General features: G+C 41.4%; 15 protein-coding genes. 5 read left to right on the top strand and 10 right to left on the bottom strand.

Annotated elements, in window-relative coordinates:
• The first annotated feature begins 337 nt into the window (after positions 1-337).
• Both PATL_RS20010 and PATL_RS20005 read left to right on the top strand, forming a co-directional pair.
• Positions 338-1,057: a PaaX family transcriptional regulator C-terminal domain-containing protein gene (locus PATL_RS20010; protein WP_011576618.1), complete on the top strand. Its 720-nt coding sequence runs from the start codon at positions 338-340 to the stop codon at positions 1,055-1,057.
• Positions 1,058-1,306: 249 nt separating this feature from the next.
• Positions 1,307-1,909, top strand: coding sequence for a Tll0287-like domain-containing protein (locus PATL_RS20005; protein WP_011576617.1), 603 nt, complete (start codon positions 1,307-1,309; stop codon positions 1,907-1,909).
• Positions 1,910-2,427: 518 nt separating this feature from the next.
• Here the strand turns inward: PATL_RS20005 and PATL_RS22265 are convergent.
• The 5 genes from PATL_RS22265 to PATL_RS19980 form a co-directional block, all read right to left on the bottom strand.
• The gene (locus PATL_RS22265) at positions 2,428-2,880 is read right to left on the bottom strand and encodes a cupin domain-containing protein (protein ID WP_011576616.1); all 453 of its coding nucleotides are present in this window, start codon (positions 2,878-2,880) and stop codon (positions 2,428-2,430) included.
• 61 nt (positions 2,881-2,941) lie between these two features.
• Positions 2,942-3,265 (bottom strand): c-type cytochrome, encoded by a 324-nt coding sequence (locus PATL_RS19995; protein ID WP_011576615.1) that lies wholly within the window; start codon positions 3,263-3,265, stop codon positions 2,942-2,944.
• A gap of 37 nt (positions 3,266-3,302) precedes the next feature.
• Positions 3,303-4,763 carry an FAD-binding oxidoreductase gene (locus tag PATL_RS22260; protein ID WP_198136253.1) on the bottom strand — a complete coding sequence of 487 codons (1,461 nt, stop codon included), beginning with the start codon at positions 4,761-4,763 and terminating at the stop codon, positions 3,303-3,305.
• Positions 4,764-5,608: 845 nt separating this feature from the next.
• Positions 5,609-6,538, bottom strand: a complete 930-nt coding sequence (locus tag PATL_RS19985) for an MBL fold metallo-hydrolase (protein WP_011576613.1) — start codon at positions 6,536-6,538, stop codon at positions 5,609-5,611.
• A 450-nt stretch (positions 6,539-6,988) separates the two neighbouring features.
• The gene (locus PATL_RS19980; protein WP_011576612.1) at positions 6,989-7,624 is read right to left on the bottom strand and encodes a TetR/AcrR family transcriptional regulator; all 636 of its coding nucleotides are present in this window, start codon (positions 7,622-7,624) and stop codon (positions 6,989-6,991) included.
• Between the two features lie 808 nt (positions 7,625-8,432).
• On the opposite strand from PATL_RS19980, the gene PATL_RS19975 reads away from it, so the two are divergent.
• Positions 8,433-10,721 carry a TonB-dependent receptor gene (locus PATL_RS19975; protein ID WP_011576611.1) on the top strand — a complete coding sequence of 763 codons (2,289 nt, stop codon included), beginning with the start codon at positions 8,433-8,435 and terminating at the stop codon, positions 10,719-10,721.
• A 91-nt stretch (positions 10,722-10,812) separates the two neighbouring features.
• Complete coding sequence (locus tag PATL_RS19970; protein WP_198136252.1) at positions 10,813-12,267, top strand: sulfatase family protein; 1,455 nt, start codon at positions 10,813-10,815, stop codon at positions 12,265-12,267.
• A 917-nt stretch (positions 12,268-13,184) separates the two neighbouring features.
• Here PATL_RS19970 and PATL_RS19965 read toward each other — a convergent pair.
• The 4 genes from PATL_RS19965 to PATL_RS19950 form a co-directional block, all read right to left on the bottom strand.
• Positions 13,185-14,102: an MBL fold metallo-hydrolase gene (locus tag PATL_RS19965; protein ID WP_232283263.1), complete on the bottom strand. Its 918-nt coding sequence runs from the start codon at positions 14,100-14,102 to the stop codon at positions 13,185-13,187.
• A gap of 36 nt (positions 14,103-14,138) precedes the next feature.
• Positions 14,139-16,532: a TonB-dependent receptor gene (locus PATL_RS19960; protein ID WP_011576608.1), complete on the bottom strand. Its 2,394-nt coding sequence runs from the start codon at positions 16,530-16,532 to the stop codon at positions 14,139-14,141.
• Between the two features lie 604 nt (positions 16,533-17,136).
• A complete protein-coding gene (locus PATL_RS19955; protein WP_011576607.1) occupies positions 17,137-17,613 on the bottom strand; it encodes a YybH family protein in 477 nt (158 codons plus the stop codon).
• A gap of 106 nt (positions 17,614-17,719) precedes the next feature.
• Positions 17,720-18,838 carry an NAD(P)-dependent alcohol dehydrogenase gene (locus PATL_RS19950; protein WP_011576606.1) on the bottom strand — a complete coding sequence of 373 codons (1,119 nt, stop codon included), beginning with the start codon at positions 18,836-18,838 and terminating at the stop codon, positions 17,720-17,722.
• A gap of 508 nt (positions 18,839-19,346) precedes the next feature.
• Here PATL_RS19950 and PATL_RS19945 point away from each other — a divergent pair.
• Complete coding sequence (locus PATL_RS19945) at positions 19,347-21,119, top strand: sigma-54-dependent Fis family transcriptional regulator (RefSeq protein WP_011576605.1); 1,773 nt, start codon at positions 19,347-19,349, stop codon at positions 21,117-21,119.
• A gap of 211 nt (positions 21,120-21,330) precedes the next feature.
• On the opposite strand, the gene PATL_RS19940 is transcribed toward PATL_RS19945, so the two are convergent.
• Positions 21,331-22,575 (bottom strand): LysR family transcriptional regulator, encoded by a 1,245-nt coding sequence (locus tag PATL_RS19940; protein ID WP_011576604.1) that lies wholly within the window; start codon positions 22,573-22,575, stop codon positions 21,331-21,333.
• Positions 22,576-23,014: the final 439 nt, after the last annotated feature.

The following is a 23,014-nucleotide window of genomic DNA, read 5'->3' as shown; positions in this document are numbered from 1 at the left end:
GGTGGGCTAAATACATATGTTTTTCCGAATGTTAATGGGCATTTATGACTGTATCTTAGAATCACTCACAAGCGATTCATTTCGAAGAGTAAAATTGTTTTCGAGCCGATTGCGTATTAACCTGTGCGCTCACTCGTCGGCGTTTAGTCATCCGTTTTGATCGGCTTTTACATAGAAGTGAAAGCTTAAATTATTAACTAAACCTTGAATTTACTTGTATCCAGAATAATCAGAGTGCTGTGCATTTATGTTGCCTCAATCGAAACCCACAAAGCCAATAAAAACCAGGCCTAGATCACTTTTACTGAATTTAATTGGCTCTAGGGGCAACGTAAAAATGAATGCCGCTAATGCAGTTCGGGTGGGAGCGTTGTTTGGTATTTCTGAAAACAATATTCGCGTCACTCTCACTAGGTTAGTGTCTAATCATTTACTAAAAATCGTCGAGCGAGGCGATTATCAGCTTGGTTTGAAAGGTCAGCAGTTAGCCGCACACGTCAACGCGTGGCGAGAAGCAGAATCCAGCTTATGTGATTGGCAAGGTGATTGGGTTGTAGCCACAACCAACGGTTTAGGAAAAACCAATCGCAGTGCTTTGCGAATACGCCAGCGAGCATTGCACATGATGGGCATGCAGCAGCTTATAAACGATCTGTATGTACGGCCAAGTAATTTTGCGCAAGGGCCTGATTCTGTGCGTTCGAGGCTACTGGATCTCGGATTAGAGCCCACTGCTCCTGTATTTCGCGCCAGCGACTTTGTATCAGACTTGCAACAAAAAGCGAAAACCCTGTGGGATGCGAACGCCCTTGAAGCCGGCTATCGTCAAGGCTTACAGGAGCTAGAGGATTCTTTGAATCGTCTGACCACACTAGCATTAGATGAGGCAGCTAAAGAGTCTTATTTAGTGGGTGACAACGCACTGCAGCAACTTGTATTTGATCCGCTGCTTCCTGCACCGCTCATTGATGTGACACTTCGTCGGCGATTTAGAAACAAAGTGCGTGAGTATGATGAAGTGGGTGAACGTATTTGGTTTCGGTTTTTGGGCCAGTAAACATTATTTACAGTAGCAAAGCTCATGAGACTGTACAGGCACAAACAAATTGTTCTAAATCAAATGGGAAGAGATATTTTTAACTAAGCTCTATGGGTGCGTTCATCTCATAAGAGTATTTATGGGCTGTCAGTCTATTGTCCGGTCACGCTATTTACCGGTTACACCATTATCCGGTCACGCCACAATCCGGTCACGACGCTTCGCGAACATGATATTAAGCTTTGGCTCATAGTAAAAGGAAATCACATGACGACATTAATCAAGTTTATCCCTACCTTTATCCTTGCGTTGCCGATTTGCCTCAGTGCGTTCACTGTTAACGCAAGCACCGTTAACGCTGAGGCATCGGATCGAGAGAGTGAGGTAAAAGAAGCGCGTTTACTGATTAAAGAATTCAGTGAAACGCTCAAAAGCACGCTGTCTGCCGCCATTGAACAGGGCGGATTAATTAATGCGCTGGATGCGTGTCATATTGAAGCCCCTGCTATCTCATCTCGGCTTGCAGCGCAGTCAGGCTGGAAGGTTCAACGTACCTCGTTAAAACCCCGCAATGTACTCAATAGTCCTGACAACTGGGAGTTAGCCAATCTACAACGCTTTGAGCAACGTAAAGAAGCTGGCGAGCCGGTAGCCAATATCGATACCTTTTCAACGATACAGGAAAAAGGGAAAACGGTTTTTCGCTATATGAAAGCCATTCCAACCAGTGGGCTGTGTTTAAATTGTCATGGCAACAGCGTAGCGCCCAGTGTGAAAGAGAAAATTGATGCGTTGTACCCTTATGATGAAGCACTGGGTTTCACTGTGGGGGATATTCGTGGCGCATTCACGTTGAAAAAGGTGGAGTGAGATCATCATGACTACCTTTTTCGGCGCAATATCGATAGCTTTGATTTTTGAACGTTAGTTAATCATTACATGTGAATACTCATATGTGTTTAAGCTAATTTAAGGTGAAACTGAAAACGCCTAAATCTCACGATATTGTGAAGGTGAGTTTTTAATCTTCACACAGTTTAAAGCTCATTAGCGCTATGCATGACTTATCCATGAACGTAATGAGGCTACGTTAGATAATCGGGTGAAAATGATTAAGTAGGTGATTTAAATTATGCGGCCCTCAGCTTTATTTGGCCCAGGGAAAAGATAAATAAATTGGGAATAAGTATTCACCAAATTATGCAGATTGAAATTACATAAGTAAGAAAGTAGCCAGTTATATAACTGGCTTGTATTCAGCAGCTCAGCGTAAATATGTTACTGATAATAAAGACGCTCGCTGATTAGGACGATAGTCTCCCTCAACAATCAGACTCTTAAAAATAATTTGCTACTAAAATAGAGCCATGAAAACGCTTATCTGAGGCTTATTTTTGTACTTCTGCAGCGACTTTATCACCGTAGCGAATAGATATTTTTTTCATGTTTTGTGTGTAATGTGTTCCAGACCATCCTTTAGGGATAAACAAGAACTCCCCCGGTCCAGCTTCCGTTACGTTGCCATCAGTATCAATGATTTTCATTCCGCCTTCGATAAAATACATGGTTTCGTCTATTGGGTAATCATCAAACTTTATGACAGCGGTTTTGGCAGATTTTACTGTCCAACTAAATGCACCGAAAGCGAGCTTGCCATCTGCTGTTCTAAATACTTGCTGCATCTGAGCTTGATTTCCATAGAACTCTTTTGTTGGAAGTCCTTCGAAGATATTCCCCGATAATTGATCTTCTGTCAGCACTTGTGCTCTAGGACTATCTGCAAGGCTGTGATGACTGAAAATGGCTAGTGTCGTAAACATAAGTAAAATGGTTTTTTTCATTAAATTATCCTTAAATTTTAATTTTTAATTCCGAAGAATTGTGTGGAAAAGATACTTTTGATTAATTTAGGCTAGAAAAGTAAGCGGCTAGGTTATTGATATCTTCATTTGAAAGTGGTTTAGCCATGCCTGACATCACCGGGTCGCTACGTTTACCGGTTTTAAAATCATGTAGTTGCTTGACGAGGTAGTCTTTATTTTGCCCAGCTAGGTGAGGCCATAAAGAGTTGGTGCTAACACCGCGTGCTCCGTGACATGCAGCGCAGGCTGCTGATTTAGCTTTGCCTTTTGTAATATCTGGACTTTTTTGTGCTGCGCTACTAACACCTATTAATGCGTATAGTAAGGCTAAATTTAGTACAGAAAACTTAACTATTTTATTCATGAATCAGTCCTTAAAGTGTCAAATTTATTGAGTTATTTTAATATGCTAAGTACGTATGGAAGCGTTTATTAGGGTCGTACTTATTACGTAACATCGATATGTACTCCCACTTCTCTGAAGTGAAACTATTTTTAACTCGTTCAGGGAACTCATGATTAACTTCATTTATATAATGGCTATTAGCATAGGGCTGCATTAGTGCATTGAAACGAGCAAACCATTTTGTTGCTACAGGATCATCTGCTGCGTTTTTCCAATGCATAATTGCCGAAATTTTGTGTTTGCCTAAAGCTGAGTAGCTGGCATCTTTGAGTCGCTCATGATTAAAACTGTTGTAGGACAAATCTAAAATCAAAAAACCAGGGGTAGGTCGATCTTTAAACAGTTTTGCAATAGCGACGAATGCGTGGGCATTGTCGGTCGTGAAATTGTCTTGGTTTGAGCGGTCAGCGGGATTGGTGCTAAATTTCATCTTTTCAATCTGAACATGTACGTTTTCAGATTTATCAAACGCATCCCCTGCAAATGTACTTTTAGCATAAGGGGCAAGTAATGCCTTAGCGGTTGCTGTAGGATCTTGTGCATTGTCAATGAAGGCTGTTACGCCTAATTTGACTATCATTTCTCCCGCAATACTAGGGTGATTGTGCACAGATATCCCCACTGAGACGCGCTCGTCTTGAGTGTGCTGTTTTGAGAATCTATCTAATGATTTAATTACTTTGGGTAATTGATCAATCGGATATGAGTAAGTGTTTTTAAGTATGGCTTTAATGCTTGGAAATACCTGAAGCTTAAAGCGCGTGACTATGCCAAAAAAACCCGGACCAATTCCTCTAATCGCCCAATAAATATCCTCATTTTGCTCTTTACTCGCGGTGATCTTCTTACCATCGGCTAAAATGACATCTGCACTTATTATGGAATAGCATGCAGGGCCTTTAGCCCAGTATCTGGTATTTGCACCTATCCCTCCGCCAAGAAGGTAACCCCCCAATGACACTGTTTGGCAGCTAGCAGTGGGGAAGTCTAATCCATGCTTTCTCAGTTCTTCATTTAAGTGGATCATTTTAACGCTAGGCTGTACGTAAGCGAATTTATGTTGGGCATCTACTGTTAGTTCATTTAAAGCGGATATGTCTAATAACATTCCCCCATTACGTAATACAGAGGAAGAAGCATTATGACCACTTGTACGGCATACAACTTGTAAATCGTTCTTTTGAGCAAACTTCAGTGCTTGAGTAATTTCCTGCTCGGATTTAGCTTGGATAATGACGTCAGGATATCGATCTGGAGCGTTTGACTTCCATAACATGGAGCGCCGCCAATCATCATAATCTGGGTCGTCACGGTATATTATTCTACTTTCAGAGTTAGCTAAGCTACGTGAATATGCTAATGGCGAAACGGCAAGGGAAGTCACGCCTAACGCTACTAGCTTTTTCAACAAATCACGACGGGATGGATTAACGTATATTGATTCAAATATGGGCATATTCTTCATTCATGTTATTAAAATCTATTCTCATAATTACTCTGGAAATCAGCCCGAGTAATGAACTTGAAGTAGCTACTTGGTAATTGCCTCAAAGCGTAAATATGGTGCTTACAACACTATTTAACTGAGCAATGAAAAAATAAATATATGTAAAGTTGACTCTCGTGTCAACTTTTTAGAAAGGTAACTCCAAATACTTACCTGGGTAAATTTTTTCAAGGCAAAACCAATTACAGATATTACGTTTGTTCTAAATTATTCAGGCAATGCTCGATTTAATTGCATTACACACTCAGTAGAACGGCAAGGTGTAAGGGATAATAAACATCTCGCGAGTCTTTCATTAGTGATAAATAGGCATCTGTCTTGCGAAAGATTTGCTCTGGAGGAAGGGCACAAGCAAGCCGTTTAATACCCATTCCATTAAATAATTAGTCGCCCAAAGGGAATGCTTCAGCGAATTTAGCATTGCGTTTTTGTTATTTGAAAGTGAACAACCATTACTTTACAACGACGCTGTGTTCTAAACCCGCTGGACGTATTCTGAGTGGTCAATTGTTAAATGGATTTGGTAAAAATTTTTTGCTGTTCTAGCAGCATTGAGCGTTGGCTGAAAGTATCACTTTAGGTTTTCTAATTCGCGACAGGTATTCGGGGGGCACGCTGAACTTTGTTGAATACAACCAAAGAACTGAAACCGATTTATTTAATTGTTATCTCTTCGATACGGCTTCGAAATCGAGGGGGGTTGCCATCATATCTCATCTCCGTTTTAGTCGATTTGAAAACATGACAACCCATTACTGATGTTTTTTAGGAAGAAGAAGGTAATCTTGCCATACCTAATAGATATCTCTATCGTTTGCGATGATGACTTCGCCAGTAAAAGATGAGCGCACCTCATTTGCGATGTTCTCGGCATCATCTCCCATGAATAATATATGATAAAGAACTAACTTTTTGACGTTGGATTCTTGAGCTATTTTGCCAAGTTCAATACCTGAAGTATGGTTGTTGCTATGATAATTTTGCCAAAATTTGGATAAGCTCTTCTTTCCCTCATCTGAGTAAACTTCATGGATTAAAATATCTGCATTTTTACTGTATTTTATGCTGTTACCATCCGGAGCTTTATCACCTGAAACAACAATGACCCTGTCGGGTGTTGTAAACCTATACCCAAAGGCATCGGGCCACGAGCCATGTTTGACTGGAAAGGCTTCAACGGTGACGTTTTCGTCTTTATACACGACACCCTCTTTAACTGCGTGCGCATTGACTCGCCATCCTTGATTATTTGCAGGCTGCAAACCATAAAGGCGATATTTGATATCCTGGTCATAGGCTTTCAAAAGGTTTTTAGACATGTCTACAACTCCCTCAGGACCATAGATCTCTAAGGGAGACTTTCTTCCCATAGCCCAAGGGGTCAATACCAAATCTGCAAGCCCAGCGGTGTGATCTGAGTGCATGTGGGTTAAAAATGCACGATTCAGTTTAGTTATCTTTAGCCCGTCTATAGGTCCACCATATACTGGCGACATAGATGCGGCCCGACGAACAACCCCTGGGCCAAAATCCACGAGGTAAGGCGTATCATTGACCACAATTGCTACGCTAGGCCCTGAGCGTTGAGGGGATGGGTGTGGCGTCCCAGTACCTAACATAACAACTTTAGTTATATCTGATTTTTCTAATGTTGCTGCGACAATTTGTTGTGAACCTAATAAACCCAACAATAAGAATGAAATGGTCACGGCTATTTTTTTCATCTTTATCTCCCATTAAAAGTTATAAAATTTATCTGAAGTGCTAATTCAAGAAGTTTTTTTCAGGTTCGATGCATACAAGTTTTGACGTGTAATGACCCATACCGGATAAATTGGTGCAAATTTGTTATCGAAAATCATGCGTAAGTAATGTGCAGCGAAGGCGATTTATTTACGACGGAACAGCATGAATATAATTGTATATTTGCTTAAAACGTAAAGCTGCTTAAGTCAGTGCTCTAAAAGCCTTTTCTAGGCTGTTATAAGCTAGCGATATGAACAAAGGTGGTTAACGATAACGAGCGAATTTGAATTTACTTTTTTCTGTCACTAGTGTCAACTTTTTGGTCCGATTAACTTTCAACCTGCAGCAGATGGGCATACAAGATAAGGGAGAAAGATACTTCGATGGTGTAATTTGGGTTTATTTAACTGCGCAGGAAATTTTTAATCTTACGTTACCACTAGGCTTGGCAATATTAGATTACTTATATCCATGCTGATAAGTTCTATATCTGACTCTTGAAATTTAGTGCGATTTTCAAAGTAAAGAGCCTGCTCTTTGTTAACCGAATACCAAGACGTCATCGACCAGATAGCAAACAATAGCCGTATAGGATTCGTGTCACGTATTAACCCTTTTTCGATCCAATGTTCGATGGCCGAAACGAGTGAGTCGATCTGCTCTTTGGCTTCCTTATTGTGACTAAAAAATGCGTTGGATTTATTCGTGATGTTATCTAATACCGCAATTTTAGAGAATTCAGGGCAATGAAATGCCAATCTCACTTGTTGATGTATATATTTTTGTAGTGTGTTGAAAGGGTCTGCGTCGAAGTTTATTACTGTGGTGGCATCAGCCCACTTTTCGGATATATATTGCAATGTTGATTGGTAAACTTCTTCTTTATCATTGAAATAGTAATGAACTTTAGGGCGCGTCATTCCTGCAGATTTTGCGATAGACTTCATGCTTGTCCCGTCGTATCCCTTGTTACTGAACTCATTGGCTGCAGCTTTAATGATTTGCTCTATATTATCTCTGCGGATTTGCCCCTTTTTGTAAGTGTTATCGGTTGCCGATTTCATAATTACCTTTGTTCTTCATTAGACGTTGAATTATATACGCTTTGGTATAAATCTCATCAGTATCATTGACGTTCATAGCACTATTCGTAATTCACAGGATTAACTTATAAGTCAATACTCAAGTTTACATGAAAACGTCATCGTTTCGCATAATAGCCATTTAGCGTAGACACAGACCGCTGGCTTGTAAGCGCTTTGCGCATATGGAGGAATATATACGAATCGTCATGACAACTCTAATATCGTACGAAAAAAGTAAATACGGGTGGTCAAGCTCTCGTGATCAGGTCTGATCTCAGAAAGTCATTACGACTTAGTTTTGAGGGAGCTGCGGAGTATTTCGCAACTTAGTTTTCAAGTTATTACCGCCATGGTCTCAAAAGTAGCGACGTCAGGCAGTAATAATCTGTCGCGTTCTGTAACTACTATCCTTGAATTTAAATCACAAGTATTTTTGAACGTAAAAAGTCTGAGCAGAAAATATCTTGACACTAGTGTTAGCTTTTTATATAACAAACCTGACTTTTGTGACAGGTTTTCATTGATTCTCATAGTAGCTGTAATCAATTGATAGTATATCTACATCATTTTTTTGAAACTTTTTTTGGGGATACCCCTAGCAAATAGTTTCAATAATTTAATACAAATCTTTTCAATGCAGTACACCATTAATAGAAGAAGAACGTGTATTCAAGTCACAAAATACCGTTGGAAGCTACTCTGATTTAGTCAACGTGTTCGAATAATATTTAAACCACTTTAAGCAACGATTAACCAAATTTATATAATAATTCAATAAGGGAAAGTCATGACACACACTCGAACATCATTCTTAGCGCAGTCAATAAACATGGTACTTTTCGCTAGTGCATTGGGGGCGTCAACACATCTCGTCGCCGCTGAAGAGGAGCAAGAAAGAAAAGGTATTGAAGTCATTAATATCACTGCCCAGAAGCGAGTCGAAAACTTACAGGAAGTTCCAATGTCAATGACCGCTTTCTCAGCAGAAGCGATCGAAAAAAATCAGTTAACCGATATAGGTGATATTGCTGCGGTAACGCCGAATTTTAGCTTTTCTACTACGGGAAGTGGCCGCCCAGAATTTACCATTCGCGGAATTGGTACATCAGGTGTCGTGCGAGCTGGTTTGGATAACGCGGTCAATACCTTTGTTGATGATGTATACATTTCGCGTTCAAGTTCTTCTATTTTTGAATTATTTGATTTGGAGTCAATCTCTGTTTTACGAGGCCCGCAAGGCACGCTTTTTGGTAAAAATGTAGTTGGTGGAGCTATCAGCATTAACACCAAGAAGCCGACAGAAGACTTAGAAATGAAAATAAAGGGGGGAGTTGGTAGCGAGGGCCTAAGAACAGTACAAGCCTATATAAATGGCGGATTAACAGATGAGTTAGCCGGTAAATTAACGGTTTCAACTAATCAACGCGATGGTCTTGGATATGATACTGCATCAGGACAAGAATTAGCTGACCGTGATTCTAAAAGTGTTCGGGGACAACTCTATTTTGATAATGGTGATTTCACGACATTATTTACCGCTGATTATTCTAGGGATAAAAACAACGGCCAAATTATCAGCGAGAGAGGGTTAGGTAGCCTAGCAGCGACCGATAATGACAGGTTTACTTCGTCCCATGGTATTCCTCAAAGCGTAGATTCGAAGATATATGGCTTTTCACTAAAAGCGGAAACTGAAATAGACAGCGGCCTAATCACGTCTGTTAGTGCTATTCGAAAAAACTCGCTGGCAACAGTTGAGTCATTTACTGCAGAGCAATTAAATGTCGACAATGGTAATCGCACTGGCACGCAAAAAATACCTGGCCTTGCGGACATATTTGATAACAGCGAAAGTTCCACTCAAATCACACAAGAGTTTCGCTTTACCTCTAACACCGATACTGATTTAGCTTGGGTGTCAGGAGTCTTTTTCATTAAAGAGGAAATTAATCGTATTGAGTGTGAAGAAGTTTATGTCAACGGCACACAACCCGTTTTCATAGGAGGCGGGGCTGCTGGCAAATCTCGTCCTTGTTGGGATAACACAAATGATACCACTGGTTTAGCTTTTTTCTGGGATGGTAGTTACGATCTAACAGATAGTGTAAAGATTCGAGTGGGTGCACGATATACGCAAGAAGAGAAAGAAAATTATATTGAGGCGACATACAACGAAACATTACTTGATCAATATGTCCCTGGTGCGGAGAACTTGCCTGACGCACAGTTAACCTTTCCTTTATCTGAGGCTTATACTGCTAAAGCCAATAAATCATTTAGTGGTTTCACGCCACGCTTCGTCATTGAATGGACCCCATCTGATGATTTATTGACATACTTTAACGTTTCTAAAGGATTCAAATCTGGCGGATTTGACGGAAAAGTAAACAGTAATAACCTAACTGCAGAAGGTATTGGTAAAGCAGAAAGGCCTTTTGATGAAGAGACCGCTATTAACTATGAACTCGGTCTTAAATCTCAATGGTTTGATGACAGGTTGAGAGTCAATACCGCATTGTTTCAAAGTAATTTTGACGATATGCAGCGCTTGATCATTGTTCCTGCAGGTGGTCTAGCAGTCGTGAATGCTGCCAGTGCGACCTCAAAGGGGCTTGAACTAGATGGGGTGGCGTTACTGACAGATGATTGGGAGTTGAATTTTGGATATGGGTTTTTAAGAGCAACTTTTGATGAATTCGTTATCAATGCTAATGACGATCGTAGCGGGCAAGTATTACCCAATGCTCCTAAACATAAGTTTAATTTAGGTTCTACCTATACTCATACCCTTGAAAATGATGGGACTGTTACTTTCTATGCGTCTTACGGTTTTACGGCTAGCCAGCATTTTAATCGCGCCCCCATCGCTAACTTAGAAACTCAAGGTGCGTACAACGTTTACAACGCCAATATTTCGTATACCACACCAGATGAAAATTGGAAATTTACTCTGTGGGGCAAGAACATTACTGATACGGAGTACAGTAATAAGTTGGGGCAATTTATTGAGAGTACTAAAGAAAACCCAGCAGACCCTGCAACATATGGTATTTCAGTGACATACAATTACTTTTAGGCATTATAATTTAGAAAATATCTTTATGGCATTGTATGTGCTAGTTGCAATGCCATAAACTGTAATTGATAAGCAACGTAAGGTCATGATTTTGTTTAAGTATATTTTTATCTCAGTGTTATTTTTCTTGGCAACTCAGGTGCAAGCTGCACAAGAAAAGAGCAAGCCAAATATCATCGTAATTATGACCGATGACCAAGGGCAATGGACCTTGGGAGCTTATGAAAAACATATGAAAACGCCGAACATTGATTATTTGGCCGATCAAGGCGTCTTGTTTAACAATGCAATGACATCCGCGCCAGTTTGTTCCGCGGCAAGAGCGAGTTTCCATACGGGAAAAATGCCCTCTCAACACGGAGTATATGATTTTTTATCTGAAGGAAACGGTTTTGATGACAAATGGTTGCAGGGAGAGACTTTCTTAGGTGAACGTATGCAACAAAGTGGTTATCGAACCGGGCTTTTTGGAAAATGGCATGTAAAGGAGCCGAGCCTCGAACCAGCAGGTGGTTTTGATAGATGGATAAGCCATGATGCGTTCAAGGCGGGTTGGAGAAATCAGTATCAGCATCGCGGTAAAGTTGCTTTTTCTAAAGATGGTGAAGCCTTCGAGCATACGGGAGTCCAAGCTAGATTTTTAACCGAAAAAGCGATTGAGTTTATTGACGAAAGTACAGACAAACCGTTTTTTATAAATATTAATTATGTGGAGCCACACTTCCCTTTTGAAGGACTACCAGAACGTTTAGTTAGTCAGTATCGTCCTGTGGCACGAAAACTACTGCGGGATGGGGGGAACTCGTCTTTAGCATTGGCAAGTAAAGATACCGCGGTGCCTAAAGATCATGAAGAAAAACTATCTCAGTATTTGGCGGCCATTAGCCTGATTGATGACCAAGTAGGACAAATCATGGATGCGTTAGAAGGCCGTGGGCTGCTTGACAATACGATCATCGCTTTTGTGTCGGATCATGGAATGCTGATGGGGCAATATGGTTTGTATGGAAAAACCAATGCATCGTTTCCGTATAATTTTTATGAAGAAACAGTCCGAATACCATTCATTATTTATGGACCAAAATCTCTTGTTCAAGGCAGACAATCCAGAGATGAATTCGTAGATTTACTTGATTTACACAATACCATTTTAGATTTCGCTGGCGACAAAACATTTACTGAACAGGACGGGCCTGGACGCACTATTCGACCTCTTTTGAATGCGGAACGTGTTCAAGATTGGAAACGTTACCAAATTGCAGAACGTGGCAATGGTCGAATGATTACCGATGGAAAATGGAAGTTAGTGCGGTATTACAAAAAGGATGGGCAGCCAATAGATTATTGGTACGACTTGACTCATCCAATGAAAGAGCGTTACCTCGCTGAGCCCCCACGCTCAGCAGTAAAAACGAAAATGGTTGCAGCTTTAGATGAGTTTTTCGCGATATACGAAACTCCAGAACACTCAGGTAAAGATATTTGGCACCAACCTCGGCCAAACTTCAATAGTGAAAAATTACTGAATAAACCTTTGTGGCAATAACCGATAAGAAGAATTTTAAGGATAGAAACTAAAGTAACTTAGGGCCCTCAGATAATGCTAACGGATTGTGCCAGCAGAGTTGAGCCAGCAGAGTCGTGCCAGTGTAGTTCTTGAACGTCTTGATCGTAAACGGAATGCCAGCCAGTTATTAAACTGGCTATGCTTTGAGATACATTATTGCAAAGCGGGAAATCCACTAATTACCGTACTGTGTTACTCATATTATTTCTAGCCATAAATAACATACTTCGCCAGTGTCGATATCAACACAGTGTGTTTCGATTAGGCTCATCTCAACCTCGTGTTGTCCAAGCTGGATATGCTCAGCTGCTGTTCACCGGCCAGCTCTTAGGCTTCGTATGCTAGGGCGTATTGAACTGCAGAACTGTCAGGTTCTCGGTAAAGCATTTCTTGCTGGTGTTACTACATTTAATATCGTGCTTTGATTCTGAGTGTTTAAGCGGTGGATCAATCAGATGCCGCTTTTCCTTAAGTTTGAGGAATAGTCGTGTCACGTACCTTCGAATCTAAGACTGCCAGAGTGGTTGGGGGGAATACGTGTTTTAGACATGTTTCCGCATTCGCTAATCCTTTGTTTTCGTTGAGTTAATGAAGACGATCTTACTGCTTTGGAGTTGTAGCTCAGACCTGAGTAAACCATTCCCTTCATTATTCGCGTAGCGGTGACCGCGACGTTGTTGAATTTACAAAGCATGAATACTCAATGTTGCAAGATATCCTTAGTCCCTTGTTTTTTAAGCTTCAGTTTGGCCTTGTTCGAAAATAGATACTGCCTGCTTTTCTAAATAATTTGGTAATGTAGTGGGGGAGGGCTTATATCGAGTTGTCAGATACTCTAGATAACCGCATGATGATTTTATCTTGCGATTATCTAGGACTTTTTCGTGACTATATTATTAATATACGTCCAGATCGTTTGCTAAAACGACTTCGCCATTAAACGACGAACGCACTTCATCTACTATCTCACTGCCTTTTTCTCGCATAAAAAGAATGTGATAAAGAACTAACTTTTTAACATTTGCTTCTTGAGCAATTTTACCCAATTCTACGCCCGAAGTATGATTATTACTGTGGTAATTTTGCCAAAACAAGGGAAGTTTGCTTTTGCCTTCATCTGAATAAACTTCATGGATCAGAATATCTGCGTTTTTACTGTACTTTACGCTATTGCCATCAGGTGCTTTATCACCCGATATAACAATGATTCTGTCAGGTGTAGTGAATCTATAACCAAAAGCATCGGGCCAAGAACCATGTTTTACTGGAAATGCTTCCACGGTTACATTTTCATCTTTGTAGATTACGCCTTCTTTAACCGCATGAGCATTGATACGCCATCCATTGTTGTTCGCAGGTTGCAAACCATATAGTCGGTACTTTATGTCTTCGTCGTAAGCTTTTAATAAATATTTAGACATATCGACAATCCCCTCTGGGCCGTATACCTCCAAGGGCGTATCTCGACCTTGTACCCATGGAGTGAGCATTAAATCAGGCAGCCCTGCGGTATGATCTGAATGCATGTGAGTTAAAAATGCCCTATTAAGTTTGGTAACCGCTAACCCTTTTAAGGGGCCTCCAAATTTAGGAGACATAGACGCGGCTCTGCGAACCACTCCGGGCCCAAAATCTACTAAATATGGTGTGTCGTTTACTATTATCGCTACACTCGGGCCTGATCGCTCTGGAGATGGGTGGGGCGTACCCGTTCCCAACATGACCACTTTGGTTATTTCTGATTCTGCCAGCTCGGCGGCATTTGCGGACTGCAAACTCAAAGAGCTTAATAGCAAAAGTAGTACTACAGTCATTTTCGATTTCATGTTAATCATCTCTGAGTCACTCACTTAAAAGGTTAAACCGAAAGACAAGCCAAAAGTTCGTGTGCTCGCACGCGTTACAACACATCTCACGTTATATCCTAGGGAGCCCGGAGAAATACCATCTGCATATATTTTGTTTCCGTCTGACGTGCCTAGGCTTGCACAGAAGTGCTCATCAGTTAGATTATTGCCGTAAAGAGACACTGCATATTGCAAGTCATCGCCAAAACTGTATTTCACATTCATGTTCACCAACGTAAATGCTTCTTGGGTGATCAAGTCCTTGAGTTCACTGCTGCCGCGGGTAATTGAGCCTTTGGTCTCATCGTCCGTGTAATTCACATTTCCCATCAGCGTGAGTAGTGTTCCGTTCTGAAATTCGATTTCTTGTTTAGCGACCATCGAAAGTGAATATTTCGGGGTGTTCCCCAACTCGGTTCCTTCAATAAATAGCTCGTCTTCGCCAGCGTCAGTTATTTCAGAATCAATTAGTGCTAAACCAAAATCTAGAAAAAGGCCGTAGTCGTTTGCGTATTTTACGTTGGCATCTAAACCTTTAATTTCAGATTGAGGAGCGTTTGCTAACGTAGGTATACCGCCGGCCGTCACAAACTGTTGTTTGTTAAAGTAGGTGTAGTAAAAAACAGCGGCATCGAGTTGAATGCTATTTTTTAGGAACGAACTCTTGTAACCAACCTCCCATGCTTTAAGTGATTCAGGTTCAAGGCGAGCATCTTCTAAGCCGGTCAATATATTGGCTGGCGGCACTAATGCATATGCTGTGCGAATATCAGCCGCGCCGCCTTTGAATCCCTTTGATAAACTGGCGTAGAGTAATGCGTCTTCAGTGGCTTTCCAATCGAGCTTAACCGTGTATCCAATGTCTTCGTTTGATAGATTCTGACGAACTTGACGCCGTATATCATAACCATCTACATCAAGGTTAGGGTTTTCAACATTGTTTTGTAAGCGGACCAACTCATCGATATCGTTTGAAAATAAAGGTATTTTATTGTCAAAAGTTTGAGCGTTAGGTGATGAAGGTAAATAGTCTGCGACTATTTTTTCGTCTGACCAGCGAAGGCCTGAGGTGATGGTTATATCGTCGGTTAAGTCGTACTCGGCTTGGGTATAGATCCCCAAGTTTTCTTTGCTATGAGCCAGCTGTACATTTGGTATTATATTACCACCTCCGATCCCAGGAGAGCGAATTCCAGTAAATGACTCTGCATCCTGATCAAGATAGTAAATACCTGCTATCCATCTGAACGCATCTAAACCGTCAGAGACGAAGCGAAGCTCATGTTGATAAGTATCGCGGTCATCCTCTTGCGTTAAATGGGCACCTAAAGTTGCACTGCCATCGACATCTGTGGCCACTTTAAAATCTAAGTTATCAAATGAACTTATCAAACTGAGGGTGCCGATATCAAAATCGTAGTCAAAGGCGAGATAGTACCCTTTCGTTTTGATATCTTCTAATCCGAAGTTAGTGGATATGGTATCCCAACTGCCAGTTGATGGATCCGTCGGTTGTTCCCCTGTGGCACCACCGTCGCGCCCTACACAGTCGGTATTGCGCTCAAAGTCTAAATTGCCACGGTTGAATTCGGCGCACACGTCACCAGAGCCATCTGGTGCTCTGCTACCTAACAATTCAGATGCAGTAGAGTTGTTCTCACTCTGCATCGTGTTTACGTTAAATAGTAGGCTTGCGTCATCAACTGGTGCCCAAAGCACGCCAAGGCGGACAGCTTTCATGTCATCGTCACCATAATCGCGACCATCGCTTAGTGATGTAAATGGGCCATCATTTTTGTTCGTCATCACGGCCAGCCGCGCAGCTACCGAATCGCTAATATCAAAACCAATTGCTGACTCAGTATTAATCAATGAGTCACTGCCGATCTTTACTTTAACGCTCCCATTTGTACCACCATCAATTTCAGGCTTGTTAGTAATATAGTTTATGGCCCCACCGGTCGTATTGAGACCAAACAAGGTGTTTTGTGGGCCTTTTAGAACTTCTACGCGCTGCATATCAAATAACGCCGCACGTGCTTGGAACCCACTTGTTAAGGTAATGCCATCATAATATTGGCCGACGGCAGGAGAGGCCGTAAGATGAAAATCACCGGTGCCGATACCGCGTAAAAAATAATTTCTATTTGAACCACCCTGTGCTGATGAGGTTAACCCTGGCGTCACAGCCACTAAATCACTGGCATCGGTAATGCCTAACGCTTCCATCGTTGCGCCAGTAAAAGCAGTTATGGCAACCGGCACATCTTGCAATGGTTCACTGCGCTTTTGTGCAGTAACAACAATTTTCTCTACTTCTGCCAAACCTGTAATAGGTAAGGCCAGCATAATTGCTGCGGATAATGTGGTTTTAATAAATTTTTTATGGTGCTTCATGTTGCCGCCTTCTATCTAATTTTATTTGTGATTGGCTTTGGGCAAAAATTTAAAAAACACTTCATATTGCCCAAATGTTACATTGCTACACTGTGTTAACAACAAGTGTGCCAGAGGTTTTTTCAGCCAATAATAAAATCCTAAATCATTGTTTGTTATGAGTATTTTCTTCGACTTGCACTTTATTTCAGACAAGGGAGTAGTCTTTCTTATAACTTTTTATTAACAAAATTGAGGTGGAAAATAGCTTCAAAACTTCACTTGTAACAATTTTGTGAAGTTCAAGGTGCGTGAAGACGTTCGAGATGTATTGGCTTGAGGCGGAAGGCGCTATTGACTCAGTCTTCCGTATAAGGAATTGGAAGTCGGTAAGCGTTAGGTTTGTTGACTACGTTCTTTATTTGTAAAGGGGCATTGCTTATCAACTGACATGAACATCTCTACTTATTACGTTATAGAGCGGTTGGTTACGAATGTGATTTGATATCAGAGAGGTTGAGCCACTGGCCTTTAATAGGGTAACAATCATTATTTGACATTATTAAGAAGATTGAAAAAGCACAGGTCAGATACGTTGTCCTGTGCTTTAGGTGGTGGGGGATTATTAGAAGCCTTGGCGAGCTCCTGTGACTGCGGGCCCAGAATAATGTACATGGACGATTTTCCATCCATCTTGTTCCCTTTTATATACCTGTGTTTCCCTCCCCTCAGTCGTAATTTTGTGCCCATCTTTGGCGAACACAGCATTAAAATCCCAGTAAAATTCTGCCCAAGCAGTATTTTCATCAAGCATGTTGATAGAGATATTTTTTAAGGTTAATTCACGCGTCGAAAAATTTGCCATTGCGCCAAGATAAAAGTTATTTTTTATTTGTTTCCAGCCTTTTTGATGACCCCGAGGCTGTATGAAAGACAGCCCCTCTTTCTGGCTCCAAATTGACTGGGCTAAATCCATGTCCAACGTATCTACTGACTTTGCATACTTGTTCAACAAGCTTTTTATTTCAGCATCGTTTGCAAGGGTCGCACTAGAAATTAATAGTAACGGGACAGCGATAAGCGCTTTTAGGTTCTTTTTCATAATTGCTCCATTTTTGTAGTGCCACGTTAACTTGTGGCGGCTAAGGTTAATTTAAATCAAATTTTAAAATTGAACGTTGATGCTCTCGTAGTACAAGTGTGACAAGTTACTCAGCACTAATTCGAAGCACAGGCTTAACGACTTCACCTGTTTCAGTTGCTTTGATCGCTTCATTAATGTCATTAAACTCAAAGTAACCAATGAGTTTCTCAAATGGGAAGACCCCTTCAACATGGTAATTAATGAGCTCTTCTATAAAGCCATTCAAGTCGCTATCGCCCCCTAAAATACCTTTTACTGTGCGCCCCAGAGACATGAATTCCAGTTCGTTAAATTCAAGAGTTTCTTCGGGGCCAGATGCGCCAACAATCCCCAGGATCCCTTTAAATGAAAGTAAACTAAAAGCATCTTGAATAATGGACTTGAAGCCAGTGGTATCAAAGCCATAAGCTATGCCATCAGGGCACAGCGCTTTAATCTTCTCTATGGCATTTTCTTTGCCATTAAAGGCATGTGTGGCGCCAAGCTCCTTGGCGAGAGCGAGTCTCTCTTCATTGATATCAACTGCTACGATCGGATTGGCGCCTGCAATCTTGGCCGCCATGATAGCTGCCATACCCACGGTACCTATTCCAAAAATAGCAATGGGCATATTGGCTCTGACATTCAAGCTGCGCAGCACTGCGCCTGCACCTGTCATCAGGCCACATCCTATTGGTGCTAAACGCTCTAACGGAATGTTGTTAGCAGATTCAGGCACTTTAATCACATTTCTTTGGTTTGCAATGGCGTGGGTGGCAAAGCTAGATTGCCCAAAGAAACTAGCATGAATAGGTTGATCATCCTTAAACATGGTATGAGTACCGTCTACTCGAGCGCCCGCCCAGTTATACGGGAAAAATTGATAGCAATATGTGGGAGATTTTACTGAGCAACTTGGACACTCGCCGCAACTATTAAAGCTCATCACTATACGGTCTCCTGGCTTAGCGACGGTGACCTCGCTGCCTATTTCCTCAACAATACCGGCACCTTCATGGCCTAATACTCCAGGCAGTGGAACAGGCAGGTGACCATCACGTACAGCAAGATCTGTATGGCAGATCCCACTTGCCACCATTCTGATTTTCAATTCATTGGGTTGCAATGCATCAAGTACAACATCTTCGATAACGAAAGGATGTTCATTCCCACTGCAAATGGCAGCGCGAGCTTTTGTAGACATACTTATTCTCCTGATTCAGCATTTTATACTGTTGATGGTCATATTTACTTCAGACGCATATTCTGCGGCTACAAAATTTCTTTGGCATAGGCTCGTGATTAATGTCTACGAGGGTCTTTACTATGTTCTTTAAAGCGCCCTTGTCACCAATATTCACTTATGCATTAAGCTTTACTCGATATTACTTTTGTTGACCATTAGTTAACAAAAGAGAGTGGATAGCGCATATTCACCCATTTCATAAAGAGTGAATAATCGTCTGTAGTCGTATCGTTGCTTTACTCAGTACTTAGCAGCGCCTATGCCAAGTTTAAATTATGGCGAGGTTACTCTTGTTTCTTAATTTAAGTGTCTGATTATAAAGAGTTATATTAAGTGTTTTGTTTTCAGCTATAAACTCCGAGAAATCAGCATTAGTATGCTGTTAACAAATTTGTAATGATAATCTCGATAAAATATTCCATTGCAGGTTTTTGGTTAACAAATTTGTCGATTTGAGGATTTTAGTGTGGACACAACAGATAAAAGTGCCCTAGGCAATAGTGAAGATGAAGCTATTTTGCAGCCGTTCAATCTTATAAATGAAAAGGATAAAGTACTTCCTGAGTTTCAGGATTTAAGTGACAGGCTGCGTTTTATTCCCGAGGAAGGCCGAGTGGTGTTGGGCGATAATCGCTTGTTAATCGCCAATTTGGCTTTTTTCTCAGTCATGCGTCAAGAGCACCTGAATAGTTTTGGTGTTGAAAAATCACGAGGAATTTTGACGAGAATGGGTTACTCAGCAGGTTATCAAGACGCTGAAGAAGTCGCGACTCACTTTCGCTCTCAAGGAAATGCCTACGAAGTTTTGACCGCTGGCCCCACCTTGCATGCTCTCATGGGGTGGGCGTTAGTCGAGCCAATAGAATTAGAAATAGATGTAGCAAATGGGCACTACTATGCAGAATTCATGTGGAAAGGCTCTGCTGAGGTCGCGCTGCACCTTAAAAATAATGATATAAGTTTAGATCCCGTATGTTGGATGCAAATTGGTTATGCCTCAGGATATGCTAGCCGTTTTATGGGTAAGCGGATTCTTTACAAAGAAGTTATGTGCAGCGGCATGGGAGATAGTAAGTGTAAAATTATTGGCCGCCCAGTTGAAAAGTGGGATGTGCCTACTCCCGATATTTATTATATGTATCCAGAGGACCTAAAAAGTACTGTCGATCTTCGACCCACGCATCATATTCCGCTCGCTGATACTCCTAAAGCAGATAACGTAACATCGTATGCTGGGCTAATTGGGGCTTCTCCCGCATTTATTAATACGCTGAATCTGTTAAAGCGCGTTACAAAAACAAACGCTACCGTATTGTTTCTAGGAGAAACCGGTGTTGGCAAGGAGCGCTTTGCTCGCGCATTGCACGCGACCAGTAAGCGAGCAGACGGCCCGTTCATTGCGGTCAATTGCGCTGCTATACCGGTGGAACTCATTGAGGCTGAGTTATTTGGTGTTGTGAAGGGCGCTTTTAGTGGTGCAACAAATTCTAGGTTAGGACGTTTCGAGCGAGCGGACGGTGGGACCATTTTTCTCGACGAAGTAGGGACACTGGATCTCGCTTCTCAAGCCAAATTACTCAGAGTGCTTCAGGAGCGTGAGTTTGAACGAGTCGGTGACGAGCATGTGAGAAAGGTCGATATCCGCGTGATTGCGGCAACTAATGCAGACTTGAAAATAGATGTTAGTGAAGGTCGTTTTCGAGACGACCTTTGGTACCGCTTAAATGTATTTCCGATTGAAATCCCTCCTCTTAGAGACCGAAGGGAAGATGTTCCTTTGCTTTTAGAATACTTCTTAAACACCTTCAATACGTTGCATGAGCGCTCGGTCAAAGGTTATACGGAGCGCGCACTTGATGCATTAATCTATTACCAATACCCAGGCAATATTCGGGAGTTAGAGAACATGGTTGAGCGCGCAATTATTTTGGCTGAAAATGATTCCGCACTCGATATCCCAATGCTATTCACTGCAGAGAAACGTTCAAACATATCCTTACCTTTAAGCATGACCAAACACGGACACTTGCGGGCGTCAAAGTTAGAAGAACAAAATGATGGCCAAATTGAACAGCTTTATGAATCTGTTTTGTCGCAAGGAAAAACTATGTCTGAAGTAGAATCAGCTATTGTTTTGATGGCAGTAGAGCAAGCCGAAGGTAATCTCGCTGAAGCAGCAAGAAAATTAGGGATGACTAGGCGCCAAATTGAATATAAATACAGCAAACTAAAATTGTAGTTATGCTCACCATGATCTTCCCCTAACTCTGCAAACACTCTTTACTGGTTTCACTATGTGTCTCGTTTGGGTTTGAATCCCCCTTATAGTGATATGGCCTAATCTGGCTGTAATAGTCAACAATATAATCTGTTATGTGCTGATTAACCTCTGTAAAATTCCGGTAGCCCGTCTTTGCAGTTGTGAAGGATATTATTCGTACTATTGAAACTCAATGTTCGTTGACCGAGTCCGCCACTTGCCTGAGCTTGTCGAGGAATAGCTGCGCTGCAGGCGAGGGCTCTGTTCGTCTGCGCATAGTGATCCCTATTGGACGATAAGTTTCCCCAATATCCACTGGTAGCACGTCAAGTAATTCATGATTTCTATCATAGTAAATTTGATGTTTCGACAGCAGGGTCACGCGGTCACTGCCCATTAACAAGCCCCTAACCATGGATAACGAGCTTGTATGGATTGAATGAGTAGGAATAGGGAGCCCGTGCGCTTTCATTAATTCAAGAAAAAGCCTACCTGAAGGTGTGTGTAATTCGGGCAATACCCAGCCATAATCAGACAAATCCCCTAAAGACAAATTTTCGCGACCCATCAATGGATGATTTGAGCGAGCAATAACTGACAATTTATCTTCGAGCAGAATTTCGGTGTTCAAGTCGCTGTCTTTTTCGGATGGACGAATTGCCCCAATGATGAAGTCGATGTCCCCATTTCGTAAGGAAACTTCCAGTAAATTATATGGACCTTCGCGAGTGGAAACGTCCAAGTTATGATGCTCATCTAATAATAAATTAATTGCCTGAGGAGTGAGATATGTGCGGGTGTAGGGCAAAGTACCTATTTTAACTGAGCCACTGGTAACGCCATCTAAATTAGCCAAATCTTCCAATGCATAACGTATCTCGGAAAATGCGAGTTTTAGGTGCTGCGCTAACACGTTGCAATACGGTGTGGGAACGACACCTTGAGGTTCACTTTCGAATAAGAAGATACCCAGCCACACTTCAAGCTGCCTTACAGAGCTGTATATTGCCGCTTTAGTGACGTTCAACTGGTCAGCGGCACTGTGAACGTTTTTACAGTGATATAAAGAAATGAATGCGGCCAAGCGTTTATAACTTACATCCATGGAAAATATGGGGTTGTTCTCAGAGTTCATGTGCAATTTGGAGTAGCTTGCAAAGCTCTGACTTGCTTTCTGGAATTCATCTATGGCACGTTGCGTGCGCGTTGCAAATGCTTCTCCGTAGGCGTTAGCAATCATACCGGTAGCCACGCGGTCGAATAAGCTGACATTCAATGACTTCTCCAAATCGGTAATCGATTTGGTGATAGCGGTTTGAGAACGATTCAGTTCATTTGCTGCTTTTGTCACACTTTTTAATTTATACACACTCATAAAGAAACGCAGCTGACGCAAGCTGAGCTCTGGTATGCCATTGGGATCAAGGTTTATCATTTAGGCTTTCACTTCAAAATTTTTAACAACATATTTAATTGTCCTTGTAAACACAACGGCAATCTTAGATTGATAATTGCACATAGTATAAATAACTTTTTTGTTTCACTTATCAAATGCTTTTATCGTTAAGTGAAACGAATTGTTACTTTTCGGCTTAACATCAGCAGGCGTGGCGGCGATATGCGGATTGTTAACGACTTCGTTAGATAGCGTCCGCTTTATTTCTTTCCATTTCAACGAACACAAAATACTCACCAGAAGCCTCACTCTGTCTCTTAACAAATAAGATTCAATTTTTTCACATGCGTTATCAACCAATTCACATTGGTTGTCGATGGGGGGGCCCAATACACTTTGCTTAACTGATAAAAGCGCTTTAAGTTTTAAAACGTCAATTACGCTACCTGCTTAAAGCCACTCATAGGAGTTTAACTAC

It is taken from the genome of Paraglaciecola sp. T6c (genome assembly GCF_000014225.1).
GTDB lineage: Bacteria > Pseudomonadota > Gammaproteobacteria > Enterobacterales > Alteromonadaceae > Paraglaciecola > Paraglaciecola atlantica_A.
The sequence above is the reverse complement of the archived record's forward strand: the minus strand, read 5'-3'. Positions and strand labels throughout refer to the sequence as shown.